Origin of the sequence: Streptomyces sp. NRRL S-646, from assembly GCF_000720765.1 — a bacterium.
Taxonomy (GTDB): Bacteria; Actinomycetota; Actinomycetes; order Streptomycetales; family Streptomycetaceae; genus Streptomyces.
This window is the reverse complement of sequence record NZ_JODC01000002.1, coordinates 140,123-161,678: the sequence shown is the minus strand read 5'-3', so window position 1 is coordinate 161,678 and position 21,556 is coordinate 140,123. Positions and strand designations below refer to the sequence as shown.

Annotated in this window: 17 protein-coding genes and 1 pseudogene; 4 read left to right on the top strand and 14 right to left on the bottom strand. The window is 69.1% G+C overall.

What is annotated here, in order from left to right:
* Positions 1–44 precede the first annotated feature (44 nt).
* The 10 genes from IH68_RS0103345 to IH68_RS0103300 form a co-directional block, all read right to left on the bottom strand.
* Positions 45–1,148: a mandelate racemase/muconate lactonizing enzyme family protein gene (locus IH68_RS0103345; protein ID WP_030928041.1), complete on the bottom strand. Its 1,104-nt coding sequence runs from the start codon at positions 1,146–1,148 to the stop codon at positions 45–47.
* A gap of 9 nt (positions 1,149–1,157) precedes the next feature.
* The gene (locus tag IH68_RS0103340) at positions 1,158–2,210 is read right to left on the bottom strand and encodes an NADH:ubiquinone reductase (Na(+)-transporting) subunit F (RefSeq protein ID WP_030928038.1); all 1,053 of its coding nucleotides are present in this window, start codon (positions 2,208–2,210) and stop codon (positions 1,158–1,160) included.
* Between the two features lie 81 nt (positions 2,211–2,291).
* Complete coding sequence (locus tag IH68_RS0103335; protein WP_030928033.1) at positions 2,292–2,612, bottom strand: phenol hydroxylase subunit P4; 321 nt, start codon at positions 2,610–2,612, stop codon at positions 2,292–2,294.
* 1 nt (position 2,613) lies between these two features.
* On the bottom strand, positions 2,614–4,158 hold the full coding sequence (locus IH68_RS0103330; RefSeq protein WP_030928029.1) for a YHS domain-containing protein: 1,545 nt from the start codon (positions 4,156–4,158) through the stop codon (positions 2,614–2,616).
* Position 4,159: 1 nt separating this feature from the next.
* Positions 4,160–4,447 (bottom strand): MmoB/DmpM family protein, encoded by a 288-nt coding sequence (locus IH68_RS0103325; protein WP_030928026.1) that lies wholly within the window; start codon positions 4,445–4,447, stop codon positions 4,160–4,162.
* Positions 4,444–5,460 (bottom strand): phenol 2-monooxygenase, encoded by a 1,017-nt coding sequence (locus IH68_RS0103320; protein WP_030928023.1) that lies wholly within the window; start codon positions 5,458–5,460, stop codon positions 4,444–4,446. The genes IH68_RS0103325 and IH68_RS0103320 overlap by 4 nt, the downstream gene beginning before the upstream one ends.
* Positions 5,461–5,511: 51 nt before the next feature.
* Complete coding sequence (locus IH68_RS0103315) at positions 5,512–5,910, bottom strand: hypothetical protein (protein WP_030928020.1); 399 nt, start codon at positions 5,908–5,910, stop codon at positions 5,512–5,514.
* Positions 5,911–6,123: 213 nt separating this feature from the next.
* Positions 6,124–7,281, bottom strand: a complete 1,158-nt coding sequence (locus IH68_RS0103310; protein ID WP_030928009.1) for an acyl-CoA dehydrogenase family protein — start codon at positions 7,279–7,281, stop codon at positions 6,124–6,126.
* Between the two features lie 162 nt (positions 7,282–7,443).
* Positions 7,444–8,349, bottom strand: a complete 906-nt coding sequence (locus IH68_RS0103305; protein WP_030928007.1) for a LysR family transcriptional regulator — start codon at positions 8,347–8,349, stop codon at positions 7,444–7,446.
* Between the two features lie 50 nt (positions 8,350–8,399).
* The gene (locus IH68_RS0103300) at positions 8,400–9,566 is read right to left on the bottom strand and encodes a PucR family transcriptional regulator (protein WP_030928005.1); all 1,167 of its coding nucleotides are present in this window, start codon (positions 9,564–9,566) and stop codon (positions 8,400–8,402) included.
* Positions 9,567–9,719: 153 nt separating this feature from the next.
* Here IH68_RS0103300 and IH68_RS0103295 point away from each other — a divergent pair, with 153 nt between their 5' ends.
* Complete coding sequence (locus tag IH68_RS0103295; protein WP_030928003.1) at positions 9,720–11,213, top strand: long-chain-fatty-acid--CoA ligase; 1,494 nt, start codon at positions 9,720–9,722, stop codon at positions 11,211–11,213.
* 92 nt (positions 11,214–11,305) lie between these two features.
* Here the strand turns inward: IH68_RS0103295 and IH68_RS0103290 are convergent, their stop codons facing one another.
* The gene (locus IH68_RS0103290; RefSeq protein WP_030928000.1) at positions 11,306–13,651 is read right to left on the bottom strand and encodes an ATP-binding protein; all 2,346 of its coding nucleotides are present in this window, start codon (positions 13,649–13,651) and stop codon (positions 11,306–11,308) included.
* 54 nt (positions 13,652–13,705) lie between these two features.
* Here IH68_RS0103290 and IH68_RS0103285 point away from each other — a divergent pair, with 54 nt between their 5' ends.
* Positions 13,706–14,044, top strand: coding sequence for a helix-turn-helix domain-containing protein (locus tag IH68_RS0103285; RefSeq protein ID WP_199931838.1), 339 nt, complete (start codon positions 13,706–13,708; stop codon positions 14,042–14,044).
* 251 nt (positions 14,045–14,295) lie between these two features.
* Here the strand turns inward: IH68_RS0103285 and IH68_RS0103280 are convergent, their stop codons facing one another.
* Positions 14,296–15,078: an SDR family NAD(P)-dependent oxidoreductase gene (locus IH68_RS0103280; RefSeq protein WP_199931831.1), complete on the bottom strand. Its 783-nt coding sequence runs from the start codon at positions 15,076–15,078 to the stop codon at positions 14,296–14,298.
* Positions 15,079–15,278: 200 nt separating this feature from the next.
* On the bottom strand, positions 15,279–17,873 hold the full coding sequence (locus IH68_RS0103275) for a flavin-containing monooxygenase (RefSeq protein WP_030927988.1): 2,595 nt from the start codon (positions 17,871–17,873) through the stop codon (positions 15,279–15,281).
* A gap of 254 nt (positions 17,874–18,127) precedes the next feature.
* On the opposite strand from IH68_RS0103275, the gene IH68_RS0103270 reads away from it, so the two are divergent.
* Together IH68_RS0103270 and IH68_RS0103265 are read left to right on the top strand one after the other, a co-directional pair.
* Positions 18,128–20,149 (top strand): NADPH-dependent 2,4-dienoyl-CoA reductase, encoded by a 2,022-nt coding sequence (locus IH68_RS0103270; RefSeq protein WP_030927986.1) that lies wholly within the window; start codon positions 18,128–18,130, stop codon positions 20,147–20,149.
* A gap of 226 nt (positions 20,150–20,375) precedes the next feature.
* A pseudogene (locus IH68_RS0103265) lies at positions 20,376–20,624 on the top strand (ATP-binding protein); the annotation flags it as partial.
* 12 nt (positions 20,625–20,636) lie between these two features.
* Here the strand turns inward: IH68_RS0103265 and IH68_RS0103260 are convergent.
* Positions 20,637–21,521: an SDR family NAD(P)-dependent oxidoreductase gene (locus IH68_RS0103260; RefSeq protein ID WP_051833122.1), complete on the bottom strand. Its 885-nt coding sequence runs from the start codon at positions 21,519–21,521 to the stop codon at positions 20,637–20,639.
* Positions 21,522–21,556 lie beyond the last annotated feature (35 nt).

The window sequence follows — 21,556 nt, the reverse complement described above, 5'->3', positions numbered from 1 at the left end:
CGGCTCTCCTTCGAGCTGGTCGTCGAGTCAGATGTATGGGCGGTTCAAATGTCCTGGCGGTAGTGCTTCAGCTTGTTGTCGTCGATCTCGATGCCGAGGCCGGCGGCCGCGCGTACGCGGACCGTGCCGTTCTCGATCCGCAGCGGCTCGGCGAGCAGGTCGTCGGTCATGTCGAGGAAGTTGGACAGTTCCGCGGGGCGCCGCGCGGTGGTCGGGAAGGCGGCTCCGAACGCGGCGCTGCACAGGGAGCCGATCTGGCCGTCGATCTGGTTGCCCATCACCACATCGACGCCCAGGCCCTCGCACTGGTGGACGATGCGCTGGGACTGGGTGAAGCCCGTGCGTGCCGTCTTCACGCTCACCCCGTGCGCCGCCCCGGCGAGGAGTTCGCGGGTGACCTCGGCGGGCCGGGTGGCGCTCTCGTCGGCGTACAGCGGGATGCTGCTGTGCTCGGCGAGCCAGCGCCGGCCGAGGACGTCGTCGGCCGGGCACAGCTCCTCGGCGAAGGTGAGGCCCACGTCCTCCAGCTCGCGCAGGGCGCGGGCCGATTCGGCCGCGGTCCAGCCCCGGTTGCCGTCGATGTAGAGCTCCACGTCCTCACCGAGGGCTTCCCGCAGGGCGCGGGTGGCCTCGACGTCGTCCCGGTAGGGGCGGCGCCCGACCTTCACCTTGAAGGCGGTGATGCCGTACTCGGCGCGCAGTTTCTCGGCCTCGGCCACCACCTCGGCCGCCGGGGCGAAGCCAACCATGTGGGCGACCCGCATCCGGTCGGTGAACCCGCCGAGGAGCTCGGTCACCGACACGCCCAGCGACTGGCCTATGACGTCCCACAGGGCCATGTCGAGGGCGGCCTTGGCGGTGGGGTTGCCGACCGTCCTGGCCAGCCGGGTCCAGATCGCCTCGCGGCGCAGCGCGGACTCGCCCAGGATGTGCGGAGCGAAGACGGTGTCGATGACGGCGATGATCGACGCCTGGGTCTCGCCGTAGGTGAAGGGGCGGGGTGGCGCCTCCGCCGTGCCGGTGATCCCGTCCTCGGTGTGGACGCGGACGAGTACGTGCTCGGCCGTGCCCACCTCTCCGCTCGCGAAGCGCAGCGCCTTGCGGTAGGGGATGGCGAACGGGATCGTCTCGATCCTGGTGATCTTCACGTCTGGTCCTTATCGGCGGATGAGCGGACTGCGCACGACGTGAGTGCCGGCAGCGCGGTCGGCTGCGTCGAAGAAGTCCTCCCGGTAGATGTCACGTGGGAAGAGGCGCGCTTTCATCAGGGCCTTCAGCGTGTCGGCGACCATGGCGGGGCTGCCGCATACGTAGGCCACGTGGCCGGAGGCGCGGGGATAGTCCTCGGCCAGCAGGGCGGGGACACGCCCGCTGCGGCCCCGCCAGCTGTCTCGGGAGAGTGCGGGACGGTAGGTGAACCAGTCGTGCTCCGCCTGAAGCGTCTCGAACCACTCCGCGTCGTAGAGGTCGTCCTGGGCGGCGACGCCGTGGTAGAGCACGACCTCGCGCTCGATGCCGGTCTCGACCAGGTGCCGGAGCATCGACACCATCGGGGCGAGACCGGTGCCGCCGGCCAGCAGCAGAACGGGTTCCTCGCGCAGCGGCCGGAAGGAGAACTGGCCGTACGGACCGGAGAGTGTGACCCGCTCCCCCGCACTCAGCGTCTTGAAGATCCAGCCGTCGGTGCACACCCCGCCCTCGGAACGCTTGATGTGCAGTTCGATACGGCCGCCGTCGGCGGGGCTGCTGGCGATGGAGTACGGCCGCTGCTCGCTGCCAGGCACATCCAGCAGGACGTACTGTCCCGGGTTGAACGCGAGCGGCTCGTCCAGCGTGATGACGACCCGCCGTACGTCCGGGGCGATGTCCTCGATGACGGTCACCTGGCCCGCCCGGTCCCGCACCGGGTGGATGTCCACGCCCTCCTCGACGTCCACCTCGCCCTCGATGACGAGGTCGCTTCGGGGGCAGGCCACGCACAGCAGTGCGCAGCCATCCTCCCGTTCGCTCTCCAACAGCGCGTACGGGGAGGCGTCACCGAGGTCGGCGTCGCCCTCGATGATCTGTGCCTTGCAGGTGCCGCAGGTGCCGTGGGTGCACGCGTGCGGCAGCCAGATGCCCTCGCGCAGGGCGGCGTCCAGTACCGTCTGGTCCTCACGGCACTCGATCTCCGCGCCGAGCGGCTCGATGCGGACGGTGTGAGTGGTCACTGCGGGTTCTCCCTTGCCGGACCCGCGGGTGCGGGGCTTCTCGGGCAGCGCCTGCACCCGCGGGTGGATTGCGGTGGCCGCTCAGGCCGCGAAGCTGAGCAGAGCCTTGTGTCCGATGCCGAGGTCGGCCAGCGACTTGTCGTGTCCGCCGTAGAGCTGTTCGTCGAACAGCCGCCAGTCGGTGACTGACGCGGGGTCGAAGTCGGGGTCGGACGCGGCCCAGCCATGCACCATCGAGGTGACGAATTCCGCGAACGGCATGTTCTTCGGTACGCGGAAGCAGGCGGCCGAGCAGAACAGCGGGTTGCCCCGCCAGTGCACGTAGACCAGCTGGTCGTCGCCGAACACCTCGGCGCGGTCGGCCGACGGGAACTCGTAGTCGTACAGCGCCTTGACCGTCATCTCACACCGCCTTGCCGTCGCCGTCGCTGTGCCATGCGGCCCAGGCGAGCTGGTCGGGGGAACCCGTGTACTCGCCGTTGTCGCCCTCCTGGATGCCGTACCAGGCAAGGACGTCGGGGACGGTGGGGCCGCCGCAGTTGCCCTGGTAGATCTGGTGGACGGGGAGCCAGGCCTGGACGTACTTCTCCGGCTCCCGTTCGAAGATCCACTGGCAGCCGTCGCTGCAGGTGTGGAAGGTCTCGTCGCGGAAGGTGCTGCGCCGGAAGGAGATCCGGGCCGGGTTTCCGGGCTCGGTGAAGGCCATCGGAACTTGGCAGACCTGGCACAGCTGCGGCAGTCCTTGGAAGAACACCCGGCCGCCGTCGGCCTCGATCTTCCGGTGCTTCTCCCAGACCGGCCGGTAGACCTGGTCGAAGGAGTCCGGGTACTGCTCCGCCAGCCACGCCATGTGGGCGTCGTCGGGCGTCTTGGTGGTGAAGGCGGCGGCGAACGAGAAGTTGTGCAGGATCTTGTAGACCTGGTGCGAGAGGTGGTCCTTCTCGGCGATCGCGTCGTTCACGTGGCGGGGCGGCTGAATGCCGTAGTACTCGAGGTCGGGGAAGAGCCCCCCGAGCATCTGCTCCTCGAAGTACAGCTCGAATGCCTCGCGCCAGCTCATCACCGGCTTGGGCAGCATGTAGTCCATCATCCCCGCGACCAGCGCGGACATCCGGTACGCCCGCCAGAACCACTTGTCGATCCAGTCCTGGATGATCGGCACGTTGCCCTCGTCCTGCTCCAGCAGGAACTTGATGGCCTCCAGGCCCAGCGTCATGTGCCGGCTCTCGTCGGACTGGGCGGAGAAGCCGAACGACATGGTGGGCATGTCGCCGTTGAAGCTGGCGCCGCTCATGAACGGCACGAACAGGAGGTTCGTCAGCAGGTACTCGAAGCTGAACGAGATGGAGATGAGGAACTCGAACGGCCCGGCGGTCATGGCGTCGTCGAAGAGGGACTTGGGCACCGACAGGTACCAGACCCGGTCGTGCATCTTCGACCAGCTGTGGAAGCCGCCGTAGTACTTGTTGTAGTTGCTGATGGTGTGGATCTGCGTCTGGCAGTGGCGCAATTCGTCCACGCTCTGGCACAGCGCCGCGAACCGGGGGGCGGGGCCCTCGAGGTGGCGGGCCAGGTAGGCGAAGTGGCGGTGCGCGGCGTATTCCAGGGGAGTGACGCCCTGGATGAACAGCTTGATGGCGTTCAGGTAGCTGGCGTCCGACAGCGACAGGTGCCCCTGACTCTGAGCGAAACCGTCCAGCACGGCGTACAGCCGCTTGTCCTTCTCGGCCTGGTACTTGTAGTAGGCGTCCACCGTCAGCCGGAAGGGATCCTGCCAGCCGTCCCAGTCGTGGATCTTGATGCCCTCGTAGCGGGTGTGCGGAAAGAGCTGCTCACGGTCGACGTAGCCCGGCTCCCAGTCCAGATCGCGGGTCAGCAGCGCATAGCGCTCCTTGAGCGGCAGCTTGCGGGCCGGCTTCGAGGCGGCCTTCTTCGTCGGCACGCTCATGTCAGTGCTCCCAACTCACGATGATCCGGTCGTCGTCCCACTCGGAGAAGTTGCCGGTGTAGGAGACGATGGCCAGCTGGAACTCGCCGGTCTCCCACTCCCGCCCGAGGCGGTTCTCGACGCTTTCGCGGTTGATGACGATCCGGCCCGCCGCCTGCAGCTTGACGAGGCCGGGAAGGTGACGGAGGGTCAGTTCGGGGTTGTCGTCCTTGATCGCCTCGATCAGGGCCCGGTTCTCCTCGGACTCCTGGAGGTCGATGGCGACCTGGCGCAGTGTTCCGGTGCTCATGCGGCGCCTCCGGTGGTCTTGGTCCATGCGGTGGCGTGGGCGCCGGCGAGGTCGCCGAGCACAGTGGTGCTCGCCGCCTGCGGGAGCGCCTGGTCGATCGCCTCGGTGAGGGCCGCGACCGCCTCGCGCGCCCGGTCGGCCCAAGTGGCGGCGATCCGGGTCAGGGCGGCGCGGTTGTCCTCGCCGCGTTCCGGGTCGTTCGCCCAGCAGGTGAGCAGCGCGTCCAGCCACTTGCGCTGGTCGGCGTACCACGTGGCCAGGTGCTGTGCGACCAGGCTGTACGCGCCGGCCCCGCCGAGCAGCGCGGCCTCGTCGAGGTGCTGGTACAGCAGCGGGTAGACGAGTGAGTCGACGAGGTCGACGGCCAGCAGGCCCTCCGCCCAGTCCTCGACGACCATGATCTCCTCGGTCAGGCGGCGCAGTGGCTGGAGGTGCTCGCCGTCAAGCCATTGCCGCTTGGCCTCCTTGAGCGCCTCGGCGGTGCCGCCGCCGGCGGCGATCCCGGCCCGGGAGAGCATCTGCGCGTTGCCGATCCGGTCGAACGCGGCGAAGGTGCAGCACTGCTCCAGGGAGGTGCCGTAGGCGAAGCGGGCGCCGGAGACGCTCACCAGCTGGGCCCCGGACTCGTAGTGCCTGAGCGGGACGACCACCGAGGTCAGCACTGTGTGCCACGCCTCGGGCAGCTTCGCGAGCAGGTCGCGCGCCTCCAGGTAGCCCAGCGTCTTGCCGAACTCGTCGTGCAGCGCGGCCCGTTGAGTCACGTACGGCGTGTAGTAGTACTGGCGCGGATCGGTGTAGCTGTACGGATCCGTCAGCCGCAGGGCGGAGAACCGCTCGTCGTACAGCTCGCGGTCCTGCGCCCAGGTGGGCCGGTAGTGGAAGTTCTCCCTCGGCTCGACGTCGAGTGTCGCTTCGAGATAGCGGCTCGCCGGCTGGTCGCCGAGGCGGTCGATCACGTTCTGGTAGGTCTGGCGCCTCGGTTCGAGGACCCGGTAGCGCAGTTCGTATTGCACGAGCTTCTCCTGACGGGCTTCATCGGCATCAGGGACGGTTGCCGCGCTGTTTCAGCGGCGTACGGAGGCGGCGATCAGGCCGAGCAGGAGTGTCTGAAGCTCGTCCTCGCCGGTGAGCCGGCGCGGTCCGTCGTCCGGGAGACAGGGGGCGGTGAGCCGGGCGACGGCGGTACGGCCGGACACGGCGGTCTCCACCCGGGCTTCGGCTTCGCCGCAGCCGATGGTGAAGGACAGGCTCCCGGGACCGGTCTCGTCCGCCAGGGTGAAGGCGGTGCCGTGCTCCCGGAGGACCGAGTTCGCCTCACAGACCAGCTGCTCGGCCAGGGACCGGACGACGACCTGCGTGTCGGTGACGACCGCCACCGGGCCGGCCTGGCTCGGCTCGGTCTCCGGCACGGGCGGTGGCGCCCCGTCGAGCAGGGACATCACGGAAATCATGAACGGCGTCATCGGGCGCTCCTTGCTCCGAGCCGACGTCCGCAGGGCCGCTCGGGCGGTGCGCCACTGCCGCGGCCTGCGGTTGCTCTGAGTGTTACAGCGCCGCAATGACGTGTGAAATATCGATTACTAATGGATTGATATCCGGGGCGTCATGTTCAGAAGACGTCCTGCTCGATCTACTCGACGTCGAGCCGATCGAGCAGGGACTGGAGTGCCTGATGCCTACAGACCCATGTCCTTGGCGATGATCGTCTTCATGATCTCGTCGGTGCCGCCGACAATCCGGTTGACGCGGTTGTCCGCGTACAGGCGGGCGATCGGGTACTCGTTCATGTAGCCGTAGCCGCCGTGCAGTTGAAGGCAGCGGTCGATCACGCGGTGGGCGACCTCGGTGCAGAAGAGCTTTGTACTGGCAGCCTCGGCGGGGGTCAGCTCGCCGGCCTCGAGAGCCTCCGTGGCGCGGTCGACCACGGCCTCGGCCGCGTCCACCTCGGCCTTGCAGGCGGCCAGCTCGAACTTGGTGTTCTGGAACGTGGCGACCGGCTTGCCGAAGACGACCCGATCCTGCACGTACTGCTGGGTGAACCGGACCGCGGCCTTGGCCTGCGCGTACGCGCCGTAGGCGATGCCCCAGCGTTCGGAGGCGAGGTTGTGGCCGAGGTAGTAGAAGCCCTTGTTCTCCTCGCCGAGGAGGTTCTCGACGGGCACCTTGACGTCGACGAAGGCCAGCTCGGCGGTGTCAGAGGTCTTCATCCCAAGCTTGTCGAGCTTGCGACCGACCGAGTAGCCCTCGGACTTGGTGTTCACCACGAGGAGGGAGATGCCGTGGCGGCGGTCCTCGGCCGTCGGGGCGGCGGTGCGGGCGCAGACGATCACACGGTCGGCGTGCACGCCACCGGTGATGAAGGTCTTGGCGCCGTTGAGGACGTAGTGCGTGCCGTCCTCGGAGAGCTTGGCGGTGGTCTTCATGCCCGCGAGGTCGGAGCCGGTGCCCGGCTCGGTCATCGCGATGGCCCACATCTCCTCACCGGAGACGAACTTGGGCAGGTAGCGCTTCTTCTGCTCGTCGGTGGCGAGCATCTTGATGTACGGCAGGCAGAGGTTGACGTGGACGCCGGACCCGCCGAAGGTGATACCTGCGCGGGCCGTTTCCTCGTACTGGATGGCCTCGAACTTGTGGGTGGCCAAGCCCGCGCCGCCGTACTCCTCCGGCACGCTGATCCCGAACAGGCCCAGCTCGGCGAGCTTGTAGTAGAACTCGCGCGGCGCCTGGCCGGCGGCGAGCCATTCGTCGTGGACCGGAACGACCTCGGCCGCGATGAAGGCGCGGAGGGTCTCCCGGAACGCCTCGTGATCTTCGTTGAATACCGTACGGCGCACGGACATGCTCCTTCGTCAAGGCTCGCGACCGGCGGAGACCAGCGGACCGGCGAGCACACAGAGGGGACCAAGCATCTGACTAAGCGCTTGCTTTTTCGAGATTACCGGCCGGCCGTCGTGGCAGTACAGAGACGCACGACACGTCAGAGCAGGTCCGAGGCGTCAGCGGGCGGCAGGTCGGCCGCCGCCCAGCAGCCACCGCAGGCGGGGCATCACCCGGGCGAGCAACGCGGAGTCCTCGCCCGCTCGGGTCGCGACGGCCAGCTCGACCTCCTCGGTCGTGCCCGACAGGGGTCGGTATGTGGCCCCCGTGATGTGCAGGTGCCGCACCGAGGCGGGCACGAGCGCGACGCCGAGCCCGCCGGCGACAAAGGCGACGAGTGTCGAGGTCTCGGCCACCTCCTGCACTGCCGAAGGATGGAAGCCCGCTCGCTGGCAGGCATCGAAGACGGCGTCGTACACCACCGATCGATGCTGGGAGGGGTAACAGATGAACGGTTCGGTCTGCAGCTCGGCCAGCGGCACGCTCTTCCGGCCGGCGAGTTCATGCCCCTCCGGCAGCACGGCGATGAGCGGTTCCCGACGGAACACCAGGACGTTCAGCTCGGGATCGCGGACCGGGGGGCGCAGGAACGCGATGTCCAGGGACCGGTCGTGCAGCGCTTCCACCTGGCGTGGTGTCAGCATCTCCCCCTCGAGCTCCAGCTCGATCCCCGGGAACTCCTCGCGCAGCGCGCGGGCCACCGTCGGCAGCAGCTCGTAGGTCGCCGAACCCGTGAAACCGATGGCGACCTTGCCGACCAGGCCGGAGGCGACGCGCCCTGCCTCGTCCGCGGCGGCGTCCACCGCGGCGAGGATGCCGCGCGCCCGCTCCAGGAACCGGGCACCGGCGGGTGTGAGTTCCACCCGGCGTGTCGACCGGGTCAGAAGTTGTACGCCGAGTTCCGTCTCCAGCTGTTTGATCTGCTGCGACAGCGGAGGCTGGGCGATGTGCAGACGCTCCGCGGCGCGCCCGAAGTGGCACTCCTCGGCAACGGCGACGAAGTACCGGATGTGCCGTAGCTCCATGCGGGGAGCATAAGGTGGCCGGTCGCGGCTCCCGGGCCCGTACCGCCTGATCAGTGAGGAAGGACGCGCAGGGCCTCCAGCGCCGCCCCGAGATCGGCCAGGGTGCGGGGGTCGGACAGGGAGCGACCGGTCAGTTCCTCGATCCGGCGCAGCCGGTAACGGACCGTGTTCGGATGCACGAACATCCGCTCGGCGGTGTCCTGTGCCCGGCCACCTGCGGCGAACCAGTGGCGAAGAGTCTCCAGGAGGCGCGTCCGGTCCTGCGGGGGCAGAACGAGCACGGGTTTCAGGATGACGTGCACCAGGCGTGTCGCCTCCTCGGGCGCCGCCGCGACGACCATGGCCAGCGGGTGGTCGTCGAAGCAGGCCGCGCCCGCCGACTCCCGGGCCAGCCCGGCGAGCGCCAGCCGTGCGAAGCGCAGTGCCCGGGGGGTGTCGCCGAGCGAGTCGAACAGCGGGCTGATCCCCATCCGGGCGCGGCGCCGCCGCAGGGTCCGGAGGCTGAGCGTCTCGGCGTCCGGCACGGCGAGGGACAGCACACCGATCTGCTGGTCCAGCAGCAGTCCCCAGGCCGAGGGCACGTGAGCCTCGCGCAACGCCGCCTCGATCCCGGGCAACGGTTCCTCTCCCGCCCCGAGGCCCGCGGCCACCACCACCGCATACGGTCCGTCCTTGGGCAGCCCGAGGTGGTGCGCCGCGTCGTCGAGCCCGGCACGGTCCGTGATGTCGCCCCTGCACACTGCCTCGACCAGTGCTGAACGTCTCGCCTCGCGCTGCCGGCTCAACTCGGTGGAGGTCTCCCGGTATGCGGTGGCGAGCACCTCCGCGTACCGGCCGAACAGCATCCAGATCTCCGAGGATCCGGCTGCGAGCTGGGCCTCAGCCACCTCGGGGTAGCGCCGGGCCTCGTCGAGGATTTGCGCCCAGAGCGAGTCGAACGCGATCCGGTAGGCATGCAGGGCGTCCACCAGCGGGACGCCCTGCTCGGCGCGGATCCGCCCGGTCTCGCGCGCCGGGCGGGTGTCGGGCTCGCTGCCCTCGGCGAAATACGCCAGGACGACGCGCGCATTGCGTTCGAGGGAAAATCGAAGCGATTCCCCGGGAACAACCGAATCATCGGCGTAGGAATCAACCTCTGCGCGAATGCGCACCGCCAACGCCTCACTGATTTCGTGAAGGCGCTCCTGCAGCACCGAAGCGACACCGGAGAGGTCCATCTCCGCAGCTTATGGCGGTGTCCTTGTTTCTGGGAACAAGTAGTCCACAGCGATGCTGTATGTGCTGCCATAGACGCTCCTCATTACGGACGGCAGCATGCCGCCAAGCATCGCTGGGACGCGCGATGCACGTAGTCGCAAGAGGAGACAGGCATGCCCAATCTCGCGGAGTTCCTGGTGGCGACGGCCGCCCGACAGCCGGAGCGCCCGGCGCTGCGGCTGGGAACGGCGACCATCAGCTACGCGGAGCTGGACGAGGCAACCGCCCGAGCCGCCGCACTGCTGCGCGCCGAGGGGGTCCGGCCCGGCGACCGGGTCGCCCTGATGCTGCCCAGCTCACCCGAGTTCGTCATCCTCTACTACGGCATCCTGCGCGCCGGCGGCATAGTCCTGCCGCTGAACCCGCTGCTCAAGGAGCGGGAGGTCGCCTACCACCTGGGCGACTGCGGTGCCGTGCTGCTCTTCGAGTGGCACCAGGCACCAGGTGAGGGCGACAAGGGCGCTGCCGCCGCCGGCGTGCGGCACCTGGTCGTCGAGCCCGCCGACTTCGCCGAGCGTCTCGAGCGGCACGAGCCCGATCGACAGGTCGCCGCGGTCGACGGGGACGACATCGCGGTCCTGCTCTACACCTCCGGCACCACCGGCCGCCCCAAGGGCGCCTCGCTGACCCATGCGAACCTGCGCCACAACACCGAGATCATCGTCACCGACCTGGCCAGGATGACCTCGGACGACGTGGTGGTGGGCTGCCTGCCGCTCTTCCACATCTTCGGCCAGACCGCCACCCTCAACGCCGCGGTGAAGAGCGGCGCTCTGCTCGTGATCGTCCCCCGTTTCGACGCGGAGACCGTGCTCGACATCCTCGCTCGTGAAGCTGCCACCGTGTTCGAGGGCGTCCCCACCATGTACGCGGCGCTGCTGCAGCACCCGGCTGCCGCGAACGTGGATGTGTCCGCCCTGCGTACATGCATCTCGGGCGGGGCCGCGCTGCCGGTGGAGATCCTTCACGGCTTCGAGCGCCACTTCGGCTGCATGGTGTTGGAGGCCTACGGCCTGTCCGAGACGAGCCCCGCCGTCTCCTTCTGCCGCCCTGACCGCCTGCGCAAGCCCGGTTCGGTGGGGACGCCCGTCCGTGACGTCGAGGTACGGCTGCTGGACGCCGACGGACAGGAAGTGGCCACTGGCGAGGTGGGCGAGCTGGTCGTGCGCGGCCCGAACGTGATGAAGGGCTACTGGAACCGCCCCGAGGAGACGGCGGCGGCCCTCTCCGACGGCTGGTTCCGCACCGGTGACATGGCCCGGCGGGACGAGGACGGCGACCTGTACATCGTCGACCGCAAGAAGGACCTGATCATCCGCGGCGGCTACAACGTCTATCCGCGCGAGATCGAAGAGGTCCTGCACGAGCACCCCGCCGTCGCCCTGGCCGCCGTCGTGGGCGTGCCGGACGACAAGCTCGGTGAGGAGGTGGCCGCCGCGGTCGTCCTGCGCCCCGGCGCGCAGGCCACGCCGGAGGAACTGCAGGAGTTCGTCAAGGAGCGGGTGGCCGCGTACAAGTACCCGCGCCGCGTGTGGCTGACCGACTCCCTGCCGACCGGGCCCACCGGCAAGATCCTCAAGCGGGAGATCACCGCATCCGGCGTCTGAGGATAAGGGATGAGGGCCTCCGAGCAGCTGTGGCGGCTCGGAGGCCCTCACGTCTGACTGGCGACAGCAGTCGGAGCCGGGTGCGGTCGGCGCTATCCGATCCCGCCCGTACGCCCGGCGACCTGTGCGCGTCGCCGGGCCATCCACGCGGCGATCTGGGCCCGCGAGGTGAACCCGAGCTTGGCGAGGATCCGCTCGACGTGACCGTCAGCGGTGCGCTTCGCGATCACCAGCCGATGGGCGATCTCCCGGTTGGACAAGCCGGATTCGATCAGGGCGGCGACCTCCAGCTCCCGCTTGGTGAGTGGCTCGGTGGCATCGGCGCGCCGGGCCACGGCCGTACTCCCCTCGGCGCCCAGGGCCAGATCGATCACGTCCCGCAGGCGCCACAGAGGAACGGAGAGCTCGCCACCCCCGGAACTCAGCAGATCGGGCCGGTGGGCGCAGTGGCGTTCCGCGAACTCCGACACCTGCGGCCCGAATGCGGCGATCGACGTGCCGAGGGAACGCCACACTCGCCGTGCCGCCTCGCACAGGGCGGCCGCGCGGTCCACCTCACCACGGTCGTAGGCCACCCAGGCCAGCAGGTCGGTGCACAGAGCGACGCCGATCCCTTCGGACGGGAGCTGAATCCGCAGTGCCGCACGGGCCGATCGCTCCGCCTCTTCCAGGTGGCCCAACGTCCACTCGGCCAGGCCCGCAGCCCAGAGGGAGAAGGCGCGGCCGGACCTGTCTCCATACGTCTCGCACAACGCCACCGTGCTGCGGCTGATCTCCACGGCCTCGGTTGCCCGGCCAGCGCAGGCGAGCGCGGTGGCGAGCATATAGCGAGCGGCGAGTTCCAACTCACGATCACCGCGGTCGCGGTGTCCGTCAACAGCGGTCCGCAAGCCCTGCACCGCGGTGTCTGCGTCTCCGGTGAAGAGCGCCCACAGCGCCCCCCAGTGGGTGACACGCAGCTTCACGCCGGGGTCGTCCAGTTCCTCGGCGAGGTCCGCAAGTGTGCTGAGCCACCGTGCGGCACTGTGGTGGTCCCCCTGGATCAACGCGATCCAGATCATCACCCACACGCCCTCGGCCCGATCCGGCGACGGCGCGGTGACCGCGGCGAGCGCCGCCTCCATTCGCGTCCGGCCGTCGGCGAGGAACCCTCCGGACAGCCAGTGGTAGCGCAGCCGTGCCATCAGGCGCAGAGCGGCTCGTTCCTCCCCCGGAGTGGAGAGGCTCCACTGCACCGCTGCGACATGGTCCGCGTGTTCCAGGCGCATCCGCTCCAGCAGGGCCTCCTGCTGGGGACCGCACCACTGGTCGAGGACCCACTGGGCCCGGCGCAGCATCACGTCGCGATGTCTGCGCCGCAACTCGTCCGCTTCGCCGGCCTGTTCGGCGTGTTCGGCCGCGATCTCACGGACGGGAGCGAGCAGGCGGTACCGCATGGTGCCGACATCGCGCTCGGCCAGCAGGATCGACTGCCCGACCAGACGCTCGATGGAATCGACGACGTCGTCGGGGTGGAGCTCGCCGAAAGCACAGACCTCTTCAACGAGCTCAAGATCGAAGGTTGCGGGAAACACCGACAATCGGCGCCAGAGGATCTGCGCGGTCTGCGGGCAGAGCTGGTGGCTCCAATCCACCATCGCCCGCAGTGATCCGTGCCGCGGCCGGGACTCGGCGTCCGGCGCGGTCAATGACGCCAGTCGTCGGCCGAACCTCTCCACCACCTGCTCGACGGTCAGCGCTCGCAGCTTCGCTGCTGCCAGCTCGATGGCCAGCGGTATGCCCTCCAGCAGTCGGCACAGCTCGACCACGGCCTCAGCGTTGTCTTCGGTGACATCGAACTCGGGATCGACGGCACGCGCCCGCTCCACCAGCAGGCTCACCGACCCGTCCGCGATCAGCTGCGCTGCCGGGGTGGCCGGTTCGGGCACGCTCAGTGGCAGCACCGGCCGCAGCACCTCCCCCTCGACACCGAGGGGTTCCCGGCTCGTGGCCACCACGCGCAGCTGCGGGGCCTCGCGCAGCATGACCGGCACCGCCGCCCGCACAGAATCCAGCACGTGCTCGCAGTTGTCCAGAACCAGCAGCAGTTTGCGGTTGCTCAAGAAGGACAGCAGCTTCTCACGCGGCTGCGTGGCGGACTGATCGTTGATGTCCAAGGCGCTGACCACCGCGGACTCCACCTCCGCGCCCCCTGCACCGATGCTCAGATCGGCCAGTCGGACCAGCCACGCGCCGTCGGGGAAGCCGTTGCGAGCTCGATAGGCCAATTCCAGGGCCAGCCGCGTCTTACCCACACCGCCTGCCCCGACGAAGGTCAGCAGCCTGGATTCCGACAGTGTCCGCTGTGCGACGTCGAGATCGCTCCTTCGCGCGATCAAGCGATTCAGAGACGGACCGACCCGGTTCCCTCCTCGTTGAGGGGCCTGGGCGCTAGTCATGCAGAGATCCTAGGCGAGTCCAACCCGAACACCACACCCTCGCGGGTCTGATCAATTCTCGCGACCACCCCCAGCAAGCAAAAGCCTGCTCGCAGCATCCACCCGCGACACCCATCTTGTCCCCGGCCTCAACCCGAGAGTCGGCGGTCCGACATCGCCCGCCGGCTCGGCGTGGCCAAGAGCACGGCGCACCGGCTGCTGACCATGCTGTGCAGCCGCGGTCTCGCGGAAGAGAAGCCGGCCGCCCGCCGGGCGAAGCGGCGCCGGCCCACGCACTGCTCCAGCGCCGGCAAAGCGATCGCGGCCTTCGACCCTGCCCTGGCGGCGGCCCGCAGGGCCGCCGGATGCCCGCCCCGCACGGACGCCTGTGCCGCCGTCTCTCTTGTGACGTAAACGTCGGGTTCACCAGGGACGTGGGCCGCCCCGGTCCGATTGGTGATGGTCGCCGCCCGCAAGGTCGCCAAGAGCCTCGGCGCCTGACGCCGCCGGTGAGCACGTTTGCCCCACCGAGTGGGTGCGCCGGCGGTGAGTGGCAGTCGGGCCCAAGGCCCGGAGGCCGGCCGTCGCGCGCAGGCCGACCAGCGGCCTGTACGGGTGGCACCTGGAATAGTCCGAGAGACGGCGAAATGGGCAGATCCGTCCCCTCACAGTCGCTGCACGTTCATTCCCCCGTCGATCACGGTGGCGGTGCCGTTGACGAACGAGGCGCCCTCCGAGGCCAGGTAGGTGGCCAGTGAAGCCACTTCCCCGGGTGTGCCGAGCCGTCCCTGCCCCCGAGTGATCAGATCCTTCAGCGGCGTTCCGGTGGCGGCCTCGAACTCTGTGAAGGCGCGCTCGATCATGGGGGTGTCGATGAACCCGGGACAGATCGCGTTGGCGCGCACGCCAAGGTCGCGCAGCTCAAGCGCCATCACTTCGGTCAAGCGCACGACACCGGCCTTGACCGCCGCGTAGGCGCCGAGCAGGGGGAACCCGACGACGCCGGCCAGCGAGGCGATGTTGACGATCGCGCCGCCGCCGTCCGTCAGGGCGGGAACCGCGTGCTTGTAGACCAGCCATGTACCCCGCAGGTTGACCGAGTACATCCGATCGAACTCGTCCTCGGTCAGTTCGTGGAGGAGACCGAAGCACTCGACACCGGCGTTGTTGACCAGCACGTCGAGTCCGCCCAGGGCACGCGTGGCCTCGGCGACCGCCGAGGCCACGCTGTCGCCGGAGCGGACGTCGCAGGTGACGCCGACGGTGTCGTGGCCGATCTCCAGAGCTGCCTTGTCGGCCCCCTCGATGTCGGCGATCACGACGCGGGCGCCGGCGGCGACGAACGCTTCGGCGACCGCCCGGCCGATGCCCCGGTGCGCGCCGGTCAGCAGCGCACGCTTGCCCTCCAGAATTCCGGTCATGCTGATGTCCTCTCCGGTCTGCGTCATGGTGATCGCGTTGTGGTGCCCCGCCGTCGCACGCCGGACGGTGGCAGGTATCCCTGGCGTGCGATGCGCGAGCGTCAGAAGCGGTGCTGCGGGGGCATCAAGCCATCGATGCCGCGCCAGGCACAGGCCCGGCCAGGCGCCGGGCAAGCACTCGGCCCCCGTCGTTCACGGCTCGTGTGCCGTGAAGTCGCTGGGCCTGCTCAGCCGAGGGTGGCCGCGGCCTTCGCCTTCCCGGCCTCGGCCGACAGCAGCGGCGCGAGGAAGTCGCTGATGGCGTCCTGGATCTCGGCGGCGCGAGGGATCGAGCCTGAGAGCACGAACGTGGTGTGGATCAGACCGTCGAGGCGCTTGCAGACGGTCGGCACACCGGCGTCCGTCAGCGCTCGCGCGTAGTCCTCGCCCTCGTCGCGCAGCGGATCGATCTCCATGGTGACCACCAGTGCGGGCGGCAGGTTCGACAGGTCCGGCGCGTGTGCCGGGGCGGCCCAGGACGACGTCACGTGGGCAGGGTCGCCGAGATACCAGGCCGCCATGCGCCCGCCCAGCTCGGTGGAGATGATCGGGCCGCGCGCGAAGGTCTTGCGGGACTCGGTGTCGGCGGTGAAATCGGTCGGCGGAGTGACGAGGACCTGGGCGGCAAGGCGCGGTCCGCCCTCGTCCCGGGTGCGCAGCGCGGCCACTGCGGCCAGGTTCGCACCGGCGCTCTCGCCACCGACGGCGATCCACTCCGGGTCGCCGCCATACCCGGCGATGTTCTCCGCCGCCCAGCGCAGAGCCGCCATCGTGTCGTCGATCGCCGCCGGGAACGGGTGCTCGGGGGCGAGCCGGTACTCCGGGGACACGACCAGAGCGCCGAGGCGCCGGGCCAGGGACGCGCAGGGCTCGTCGTAAAGGTTCAGGCTGCCGGCGACCCAGCCGCCGCCGTGGAGGAAGACGACCACGGGCAGCGGGCCCTCGACCGGCGGCCGGTACAGGCGCACCGTCCGCTCACCACCGGCGGTCGGGTACTGGGTGTCGGTGATGCCGACATCCGAGGGAACCGGCAGCTGCAGGTGCTTGAAGGTCTCGATGCCTGCTCGGATCTCCTCCAGGGAGGACTCCTCGAGCGGCTTGGCGCCCATGTTCATCAGGCCGGCGAGGAGGAAGACCGCCGCACCGTCGATCTTGATCGAGTTCGGCAGGTCTCGCGCGTCCCCGTCGAGCGAGAAACCGGCGTACTCGGTCGCCTGGACCTCGGCGCAGATTGCGCGGTACATCGGCGCACCGGTGAACAGCGAGAGCGGAGTCCGCGGCTTGCCCGGAATGTTGTCGCCCATGTACCAGGTGACCGCCTTGGGGAACAGGGTCACCTCGGCGACCTCCCGGACCACCTCGTTGTACCGGTCCTCGGCCGCGGCCGTCACCTCGGCCGTCCGGTGCCCGTGCGCGTCCGTATAGGCGATGAGGTCGGCGATGAAGTCGACGCTGTCCTCGATGGCGATCGGGTTGTTGAAGAGGGCCGCCGCGCCCTGCGGCCCGTTGACGTGGAACAGGTTCGGGAAGCCGTGGTTGGCCATACCGATGTACGCGCGCTGCCCGTCGGCCCAGTGGTCGGTCAGTTTCCGGCCGTCGCGGCCCACCACGCCCATCCGCATCAGGGCGCCCGCGCCCACGTCGAAGCCCGTGGCGAGCACGATCACGTCGAACTCGTATTCCTGGGCCGTGGTGGCGATGCCCTTCTCGGTGATCCGCTCGATCGGGGTCGTCTTGGCGTCGACGAGACGCACGTGCGGCAGGTTGAACGTCTCGAAGTACTTCGTCTCGAACGTGGCGCGCTTGGCGCCGTACGGGTGCCCCTTCGGAGTCAGCAGTTCCGCGGTCTTCGGGTCCTTGACCCGCTCCCGGATCCGGTCCCGGATGTAGTCCGCCGCCGTCTCGTTGGCGGCCGGGTTGTAGATCAGGTCGAAGTAGGTGGACGCGAGCATCCGGAAGCCGCCGCCGTTGTAGTACGCGTCGTACGTCTTGCGGCGTTCCTCGGGGCTGTCCGCCATCGCGGAGCGCGTGGCGCGCGGGTACGCGGCGCCGGCCAGGCTGTTGCGCGACTCCTCCCGCAGCCTCGGGTAGTCGGCGACGGTCTGCTCGAACTCCTCATCGGTGAGCGGACGGTTCCCGAGGGGACAGGCGAAGTTCGCGGTCCGCTGGAACACGGTCAGTTCGGCGACCTGCGGGGCGATCGTCTGGATGACCTGGATGCCGGTCGAGCCGGTGCCGATCACGGCGACACGCTTGCCGGCCAGATCGACGCCGTCGGCCGGCCACCGGCTGGTGTGGACGACCGTGCCTCGGAACGTCTCCTGGCCCGGGAAGTCGTTCGGCTTGTTCACCGAGAAGGCGCCGGCCGCGTTGATGAAGAACCGCGCGATGGTGACGCCGCCGTCGTCCGTGCCGACAACCCAGCGCTGAGCGGCGTCGTCCCAGACCGCAGACGTGACGCGCGTGCTGAACCGGTAGCTGCGGCGCAGGTCGAACCGGTCGGCCACATGCTCCAGGTAGGCCAGGATCTCCGGCTGCGCGGCGTACCGCTCTTTCCAGCGCCACTCCCGCTGCAGGTCCTCGTCGAAGGAGAAGGAGTAGAAGATGCTCTCGAAGTCGCAGCGCGCTCCGGGGTACCGGTTCCAGTGCCAGACGCCGCCCGGCCCCGAGGCCGCCTCGAAGGACTGCACCGACAGGCCCTGCTGGTTGCGGAGGCGGTGGGTGGCGTAGAGGCCGGAGAAACCGGCACCCACGATGACTGCGTCGACATGTGTTTCGTTCATGTGCCGACTGTGGGTTCAGCACGTTGCGAGGGCTACGGGTAGGGATACCTGATGCCATACCTGATCCCGTACCTGTCTTCTACCGGGACGGTCGGCTGCGGCGACCCGGTTCAGGTGCGAAACCGCTGGTGAAGGGGGTGAGCAGCCTGATTCACCAGACTTCCGCGATCTTTTGCAACTGATTGCACTAGCGCTCCCCGGGCCCTACAACTGCTCCCATGCCGCAGCACGATTCAGAAGCAGGAGCCCTTGCGATGTCCCCCTACCCTCACCTGCTGAGCCCCCTCGATCTTGGGTTCACGACCCTGCCGAACCGTGTCCTGATGGGCTCGATGCATCTGAGCCTGGAAGAGGCCGAGCGAGGCTTCGAGCGAATGGCCGCCTTCTACGCCGAGCGAGCCCGCGGGGGCGTCGGGCTCATCGTCACGGGCGGGATCGCCCCGGATGGCCGAGGTCGGGCCTTCCCCAGAAGCGCCATGCTCACCACCGAGGCGGAGGCCGAGCAGCACGCGCTCGTCACCGAGGCGGTGCACCGCGAGGGAGGCCGGATCGCGATGCAGATCCTGCACACCGGCCGGTACGCCTACCACCCCGATCTGGTCGCCCCCAGCGCACTCCAGGCGCCGATCAGCAGATACGTGCCGCATGTGCTGACCGATGACGAGATCGAGGAGACGATCGAGGCGTTCGTCCGTGCGGCCGCGCTCGCCAGGACAGCCGGCTACGACGGCGTCGAAATCATGGGGTCCGAGGGCTACCTGATCAACGAGTTCATCGCCCCGGCCACCAACCACCGCACCGACCGCTGGGGTGGCACCTACGAGAACCGAGTCCGGTTCCCTCTGGAGATCGTCCGTCGCGTGCGCGAACGGGTCGGCCCCGACTTCATCCTCATCTACCGCCTGTCCATGCTCGACCTCGTCCCGGACGGCAGCACCCTGGACGAGGTGGTCACGCTCGCCAAGGCGGTGGAGGCGGCCGGCGCCACGATCATCAACACAGGGATCGGCTGGCACGAGGCACGCGTCCCCACCATCGCGACCTCAGTGCCGCGCGGCGCGTTCTCATGGATCACTCAGCGCCTGAAGGGAGTCGTTTCCGTCCCCCTGGTGACCAGCAACCGCATCAACACCCCAGAGGTCGCGGAGGAACTGCTGGCGGAAGGCAGAGCGGACATGGTCTCGATGGCCCGTCCGTTCCTCGCCGACCCGGACTTCGTCGCCAAGGCACGCGCCGGACGCCCGGACACGATCAACACGTGCATCGGCTGCAACCAGGCGTGCCTGGACCACGGCTTCAGCGAGAAGACGATCTCCTGTCTGGTCAACCCGCGTGCCGGCTACGAGACGGAGCTGGTGCTGTCTCCGACGCGCCGCCGCAAGCGCCTGGCCGTGGTCGGGGCAGGTCCGGCCGGGCTGGCGGTGTCGGTGACGGCCGCCCAACGCGGCCACGACGTCACGTTGTTCGACGCCGACGACAAGATCGGCGGCCAGCTCAACATCGCCCGGCAGGTCCCGGGCAAGGACGAGTTCGACGAGACCCTCCGCTACTTCCGCGTCCAGCTCGAGGAGCACGGTGTGGACGTCCGCCTCGGCACGAAGGTCACCGCTGAGGTGCTGGCAGAGGGCGCCTACGACGAGGTCGTCGTCGCGACGGGCGTCGCCCCCCGCACTCCCGACATCCCGGGCCGGGATCGCCCGAATGTCGTCAGCTACCTGGACGTGCTGCGCGACCGGGTGCAGGTGGGCGAGCGGGTGGCGGTCCTCGGGGCGGGCGGTATCGGGTTCGACACCGCGCTCTACCTGACCGACCCGGGCGACGAGGCCAGCCGCCGTCCGGACGTCTACTTCCGGCACTGGGGCGTCGACACCGAATACCGCACGCGTGGCGGACTGTGCCGCCCTGAGCGGCCCACGGTGCCGCGTACCGTTCACCTCCTCCAGCGCAAGACCAGCAAGGTCGGCGCCGGTCTGGGCGCGACCACCGGGTGGATTCACCGGGCAGAGCTGAAGCAACGAGGCGTCACCATGGTCTCGGGAGTGACGTACCGACGCATCGACGATGAGGGTCTGCACGTCACGGTCGACGGCGAGGAGCGAGTGATCCCGGTCGACACGGTTGTCCTGTGCACGGGCCAGGAACCCAACCGAAACCTCTACGAAGAACTGCGCGAGGACGGGCTGTCGGCCCACCTCATCGGTGGCGCGGACCTCGCCGCGGAACTCGACGCCAAGCGGGCGATCCGCCAGGGCACGGAACTGGGGGCGGCGCTCTGACCCCAAGCCGTCTCGGTGTTCCGGCAGGTCCCACGTTCCGGCCTCCGTGTCCCACCCGCGCCTCGGACCACGGCACAGGGGCGGTACCGGCCGGGTGGCAGCGGTGAGCCGCGTGACGACGACCACAGCCAGCAGGCGCAGGACAACGCAACGTCGCCGCGACGAGAGTCCGCGGCGACGTCATGACCGGGCAGCCGCGCTCGGCCCGCCTCGTGCCGGCGGATCAGTGCGGAGCGAATTGGTCACCAACGCGATCCGGTATGCCACGGAGCCGATCTGGCTTCGCCTCATCACGGAACAGACCCTGATCTGCGAGGTCTCCGACGCCGGCAACACCAGCCCCCACCTGCGCCGCGCACGCGTCTTCGACGAGGGCGGTCGCGGCCTTTTCCTTGTCGCCGAGCTCACGCGACGATGGGGCACCCGCAACACCCTCACAGGCAAGACCATCTGGGCCGAACAGTCCATTCCATGAGTTCAGGTCCGTTCAGTCTCCTCCCGGCTGAGACTTCTGTGATCTCAGCACGGCCTCGCTCCAGCCGCCCGCGACAGCACCTCTGCCGGCAACCTTCTGTTCGGTGAGCTGATCCACCTCCACGGCGATCGGCTGCAGTTTCCGGTCCAGCAAAGCGGAAAGGAAGCCGCGCAGCAGGTATTGCAGACGCAGTGAACCCGGGATGAACACCCGGCGCTGCCTTCGCTGGATGCCCCGCACGATGCGGTCGGCGGCCAGCGACACCGGGAAGGTCTTGCCGGCAGCCCCGGGCAGCCGCGCCCGCGTCCGGGCGAAGTCCGCGTGCTCGTGGTCGGCGTCGCGCACCATCGGCGTGTCGATGAACATCGGGTAGGCGACGCCTACGCCGACGCCGAGGTGAGCCACCTCGACCCGGAACACGTCCAGCAGAGCCTCCAGTCCCGCCTTGCTCGCCGCGTACATGCCCTCGCCGGGCGGGGCGAAGATCGATGCGGCCGAGGCCACTCCGAGTACGTACCCTCGGCTGGCGATGAGGTGGGGCAGGCATTCCCGGATGAACCGCCAGTTGCCGGTCACGTTGACGTCGAGCACCGTGGCGAGCACCGACGGATCGAGGTGCCGTGCCGTGCCCACCGGACCGATACCCGCATTGGACACGGCGACATCGATGGCCCCGAACTCCTCGACCACGGCTCGCACGGCGGCCTCGACCGACTCCGGGTCGGTGATGTCGCACCGAAGCGCGAGAGCCGTACCTCCCAGATCCCTGGCGGCCTGCCGAACCGCGTCACCGTCGATGTCCAGCAGCGCGACCCGGTGCGTGCGCGCCAACCGCCGCGTCACAGCGAGGCCGATTCCACTGGCCGCGCCCGTGATCACCGCCACAGGTCGGGCCATCCGTTGATCCTTGCCTGTCGGGTCCGCCATGGCCG

What these genes read in the sequence shown, in the direction of transcription:
- IH68_RS0103335 (WP_030928033.1), bottom strand. Translation starts at nt 2,612, where the DNA reads ATGACGGTCAAGGCGCTGTACGACTACGAGTTCCCGTCGGCCGACCGC.
- IH68_RS0103330 (WP_030928029.1), bottom strand. Translation starts at nt 4,158, where the DNA reads ATGAGCGTGCCGACGAAGAAGGCCGCCTCGAAGCCGGCCCGCAAGCTG.
- IH68_RS0103325 (WP_030928026.1), bottom strand. Translation starts at nt 4,447, where the DNA reads ATGAGCACCGGAACACTGCGCCAGGTCGCCATCGACCTCCAGGAGTCC.
- IH68_RS0103315 (WP_030928020.1), bottom strand. Translation starts at nt 5,910, where the DNA reads ATGACGCCGTTCATGATTTCCGTGATGTCCCTGCTCGACGGGGCGCCA.
- IH68_RS0103305 (WP_030928007.1), bottom strand. Translation starts at nt 8,349, where the DNA reads ATGGAGCTACGGCACATCCGGTACTTCGTCGCCGTTGCCGAGGAGTGC.
- IH68_RS0103300 (WP_030928005.1), bottom strand. Translation starts at nt 9,566, where the DNA reads ATGGACCTCTCCGGTGTCGCTTCGGTGCTGCAGGAGCGCCTTCACGAA.
- IH68_RS0103295 (WP_030928003.1), top strand. Translation starts at nt 9,720, where the DNA reads ATGCCCAATCTCGCGGAGTTCCTGGTGGCGACGGCCGCCCGACAGCCG.
- IH68_RS0103290 (WP_030928000.1), bottom strand. Translation starts at nt 13,651, where the DNA reads ATGACTAGCGCCCAGGCCCCTCAACGAGGAGGGAACCGGGTCGGTCCG.
- IH68_RS0103280 (WP_199931831.1), bottom strand. Translation starts at nt 15,078, where the DNA reads ATGACGCAGACCGGAGAGGACATCAGCATGACCGGAATTCTGGAGGGC.
- IH68_RS0103275 (WP_030927988.1), bottom strand. Translation starts at nt 17,873, where the DNA reads ATGAACGAAACACATGTCGACGCAGTCATCGTGGGTGCCGGTTTCTCC.
- IH68_RS0103270 (WP_030927986.1), top strand. Translation starts at nt 18,128, where the DNA reads ATGTCCCCCTACCCTCACCTGCTGAGCCCCCTCGATCTTGGGTTCACG.
- IH68_RS0103260 (WP_051833122.1), bottom strand. Translation starts at nt 21,521, where the DNA reads ATGGCCCGACCTGTGGCGGTGATCACGGGCGCGGCCAGTGGAATCGGC.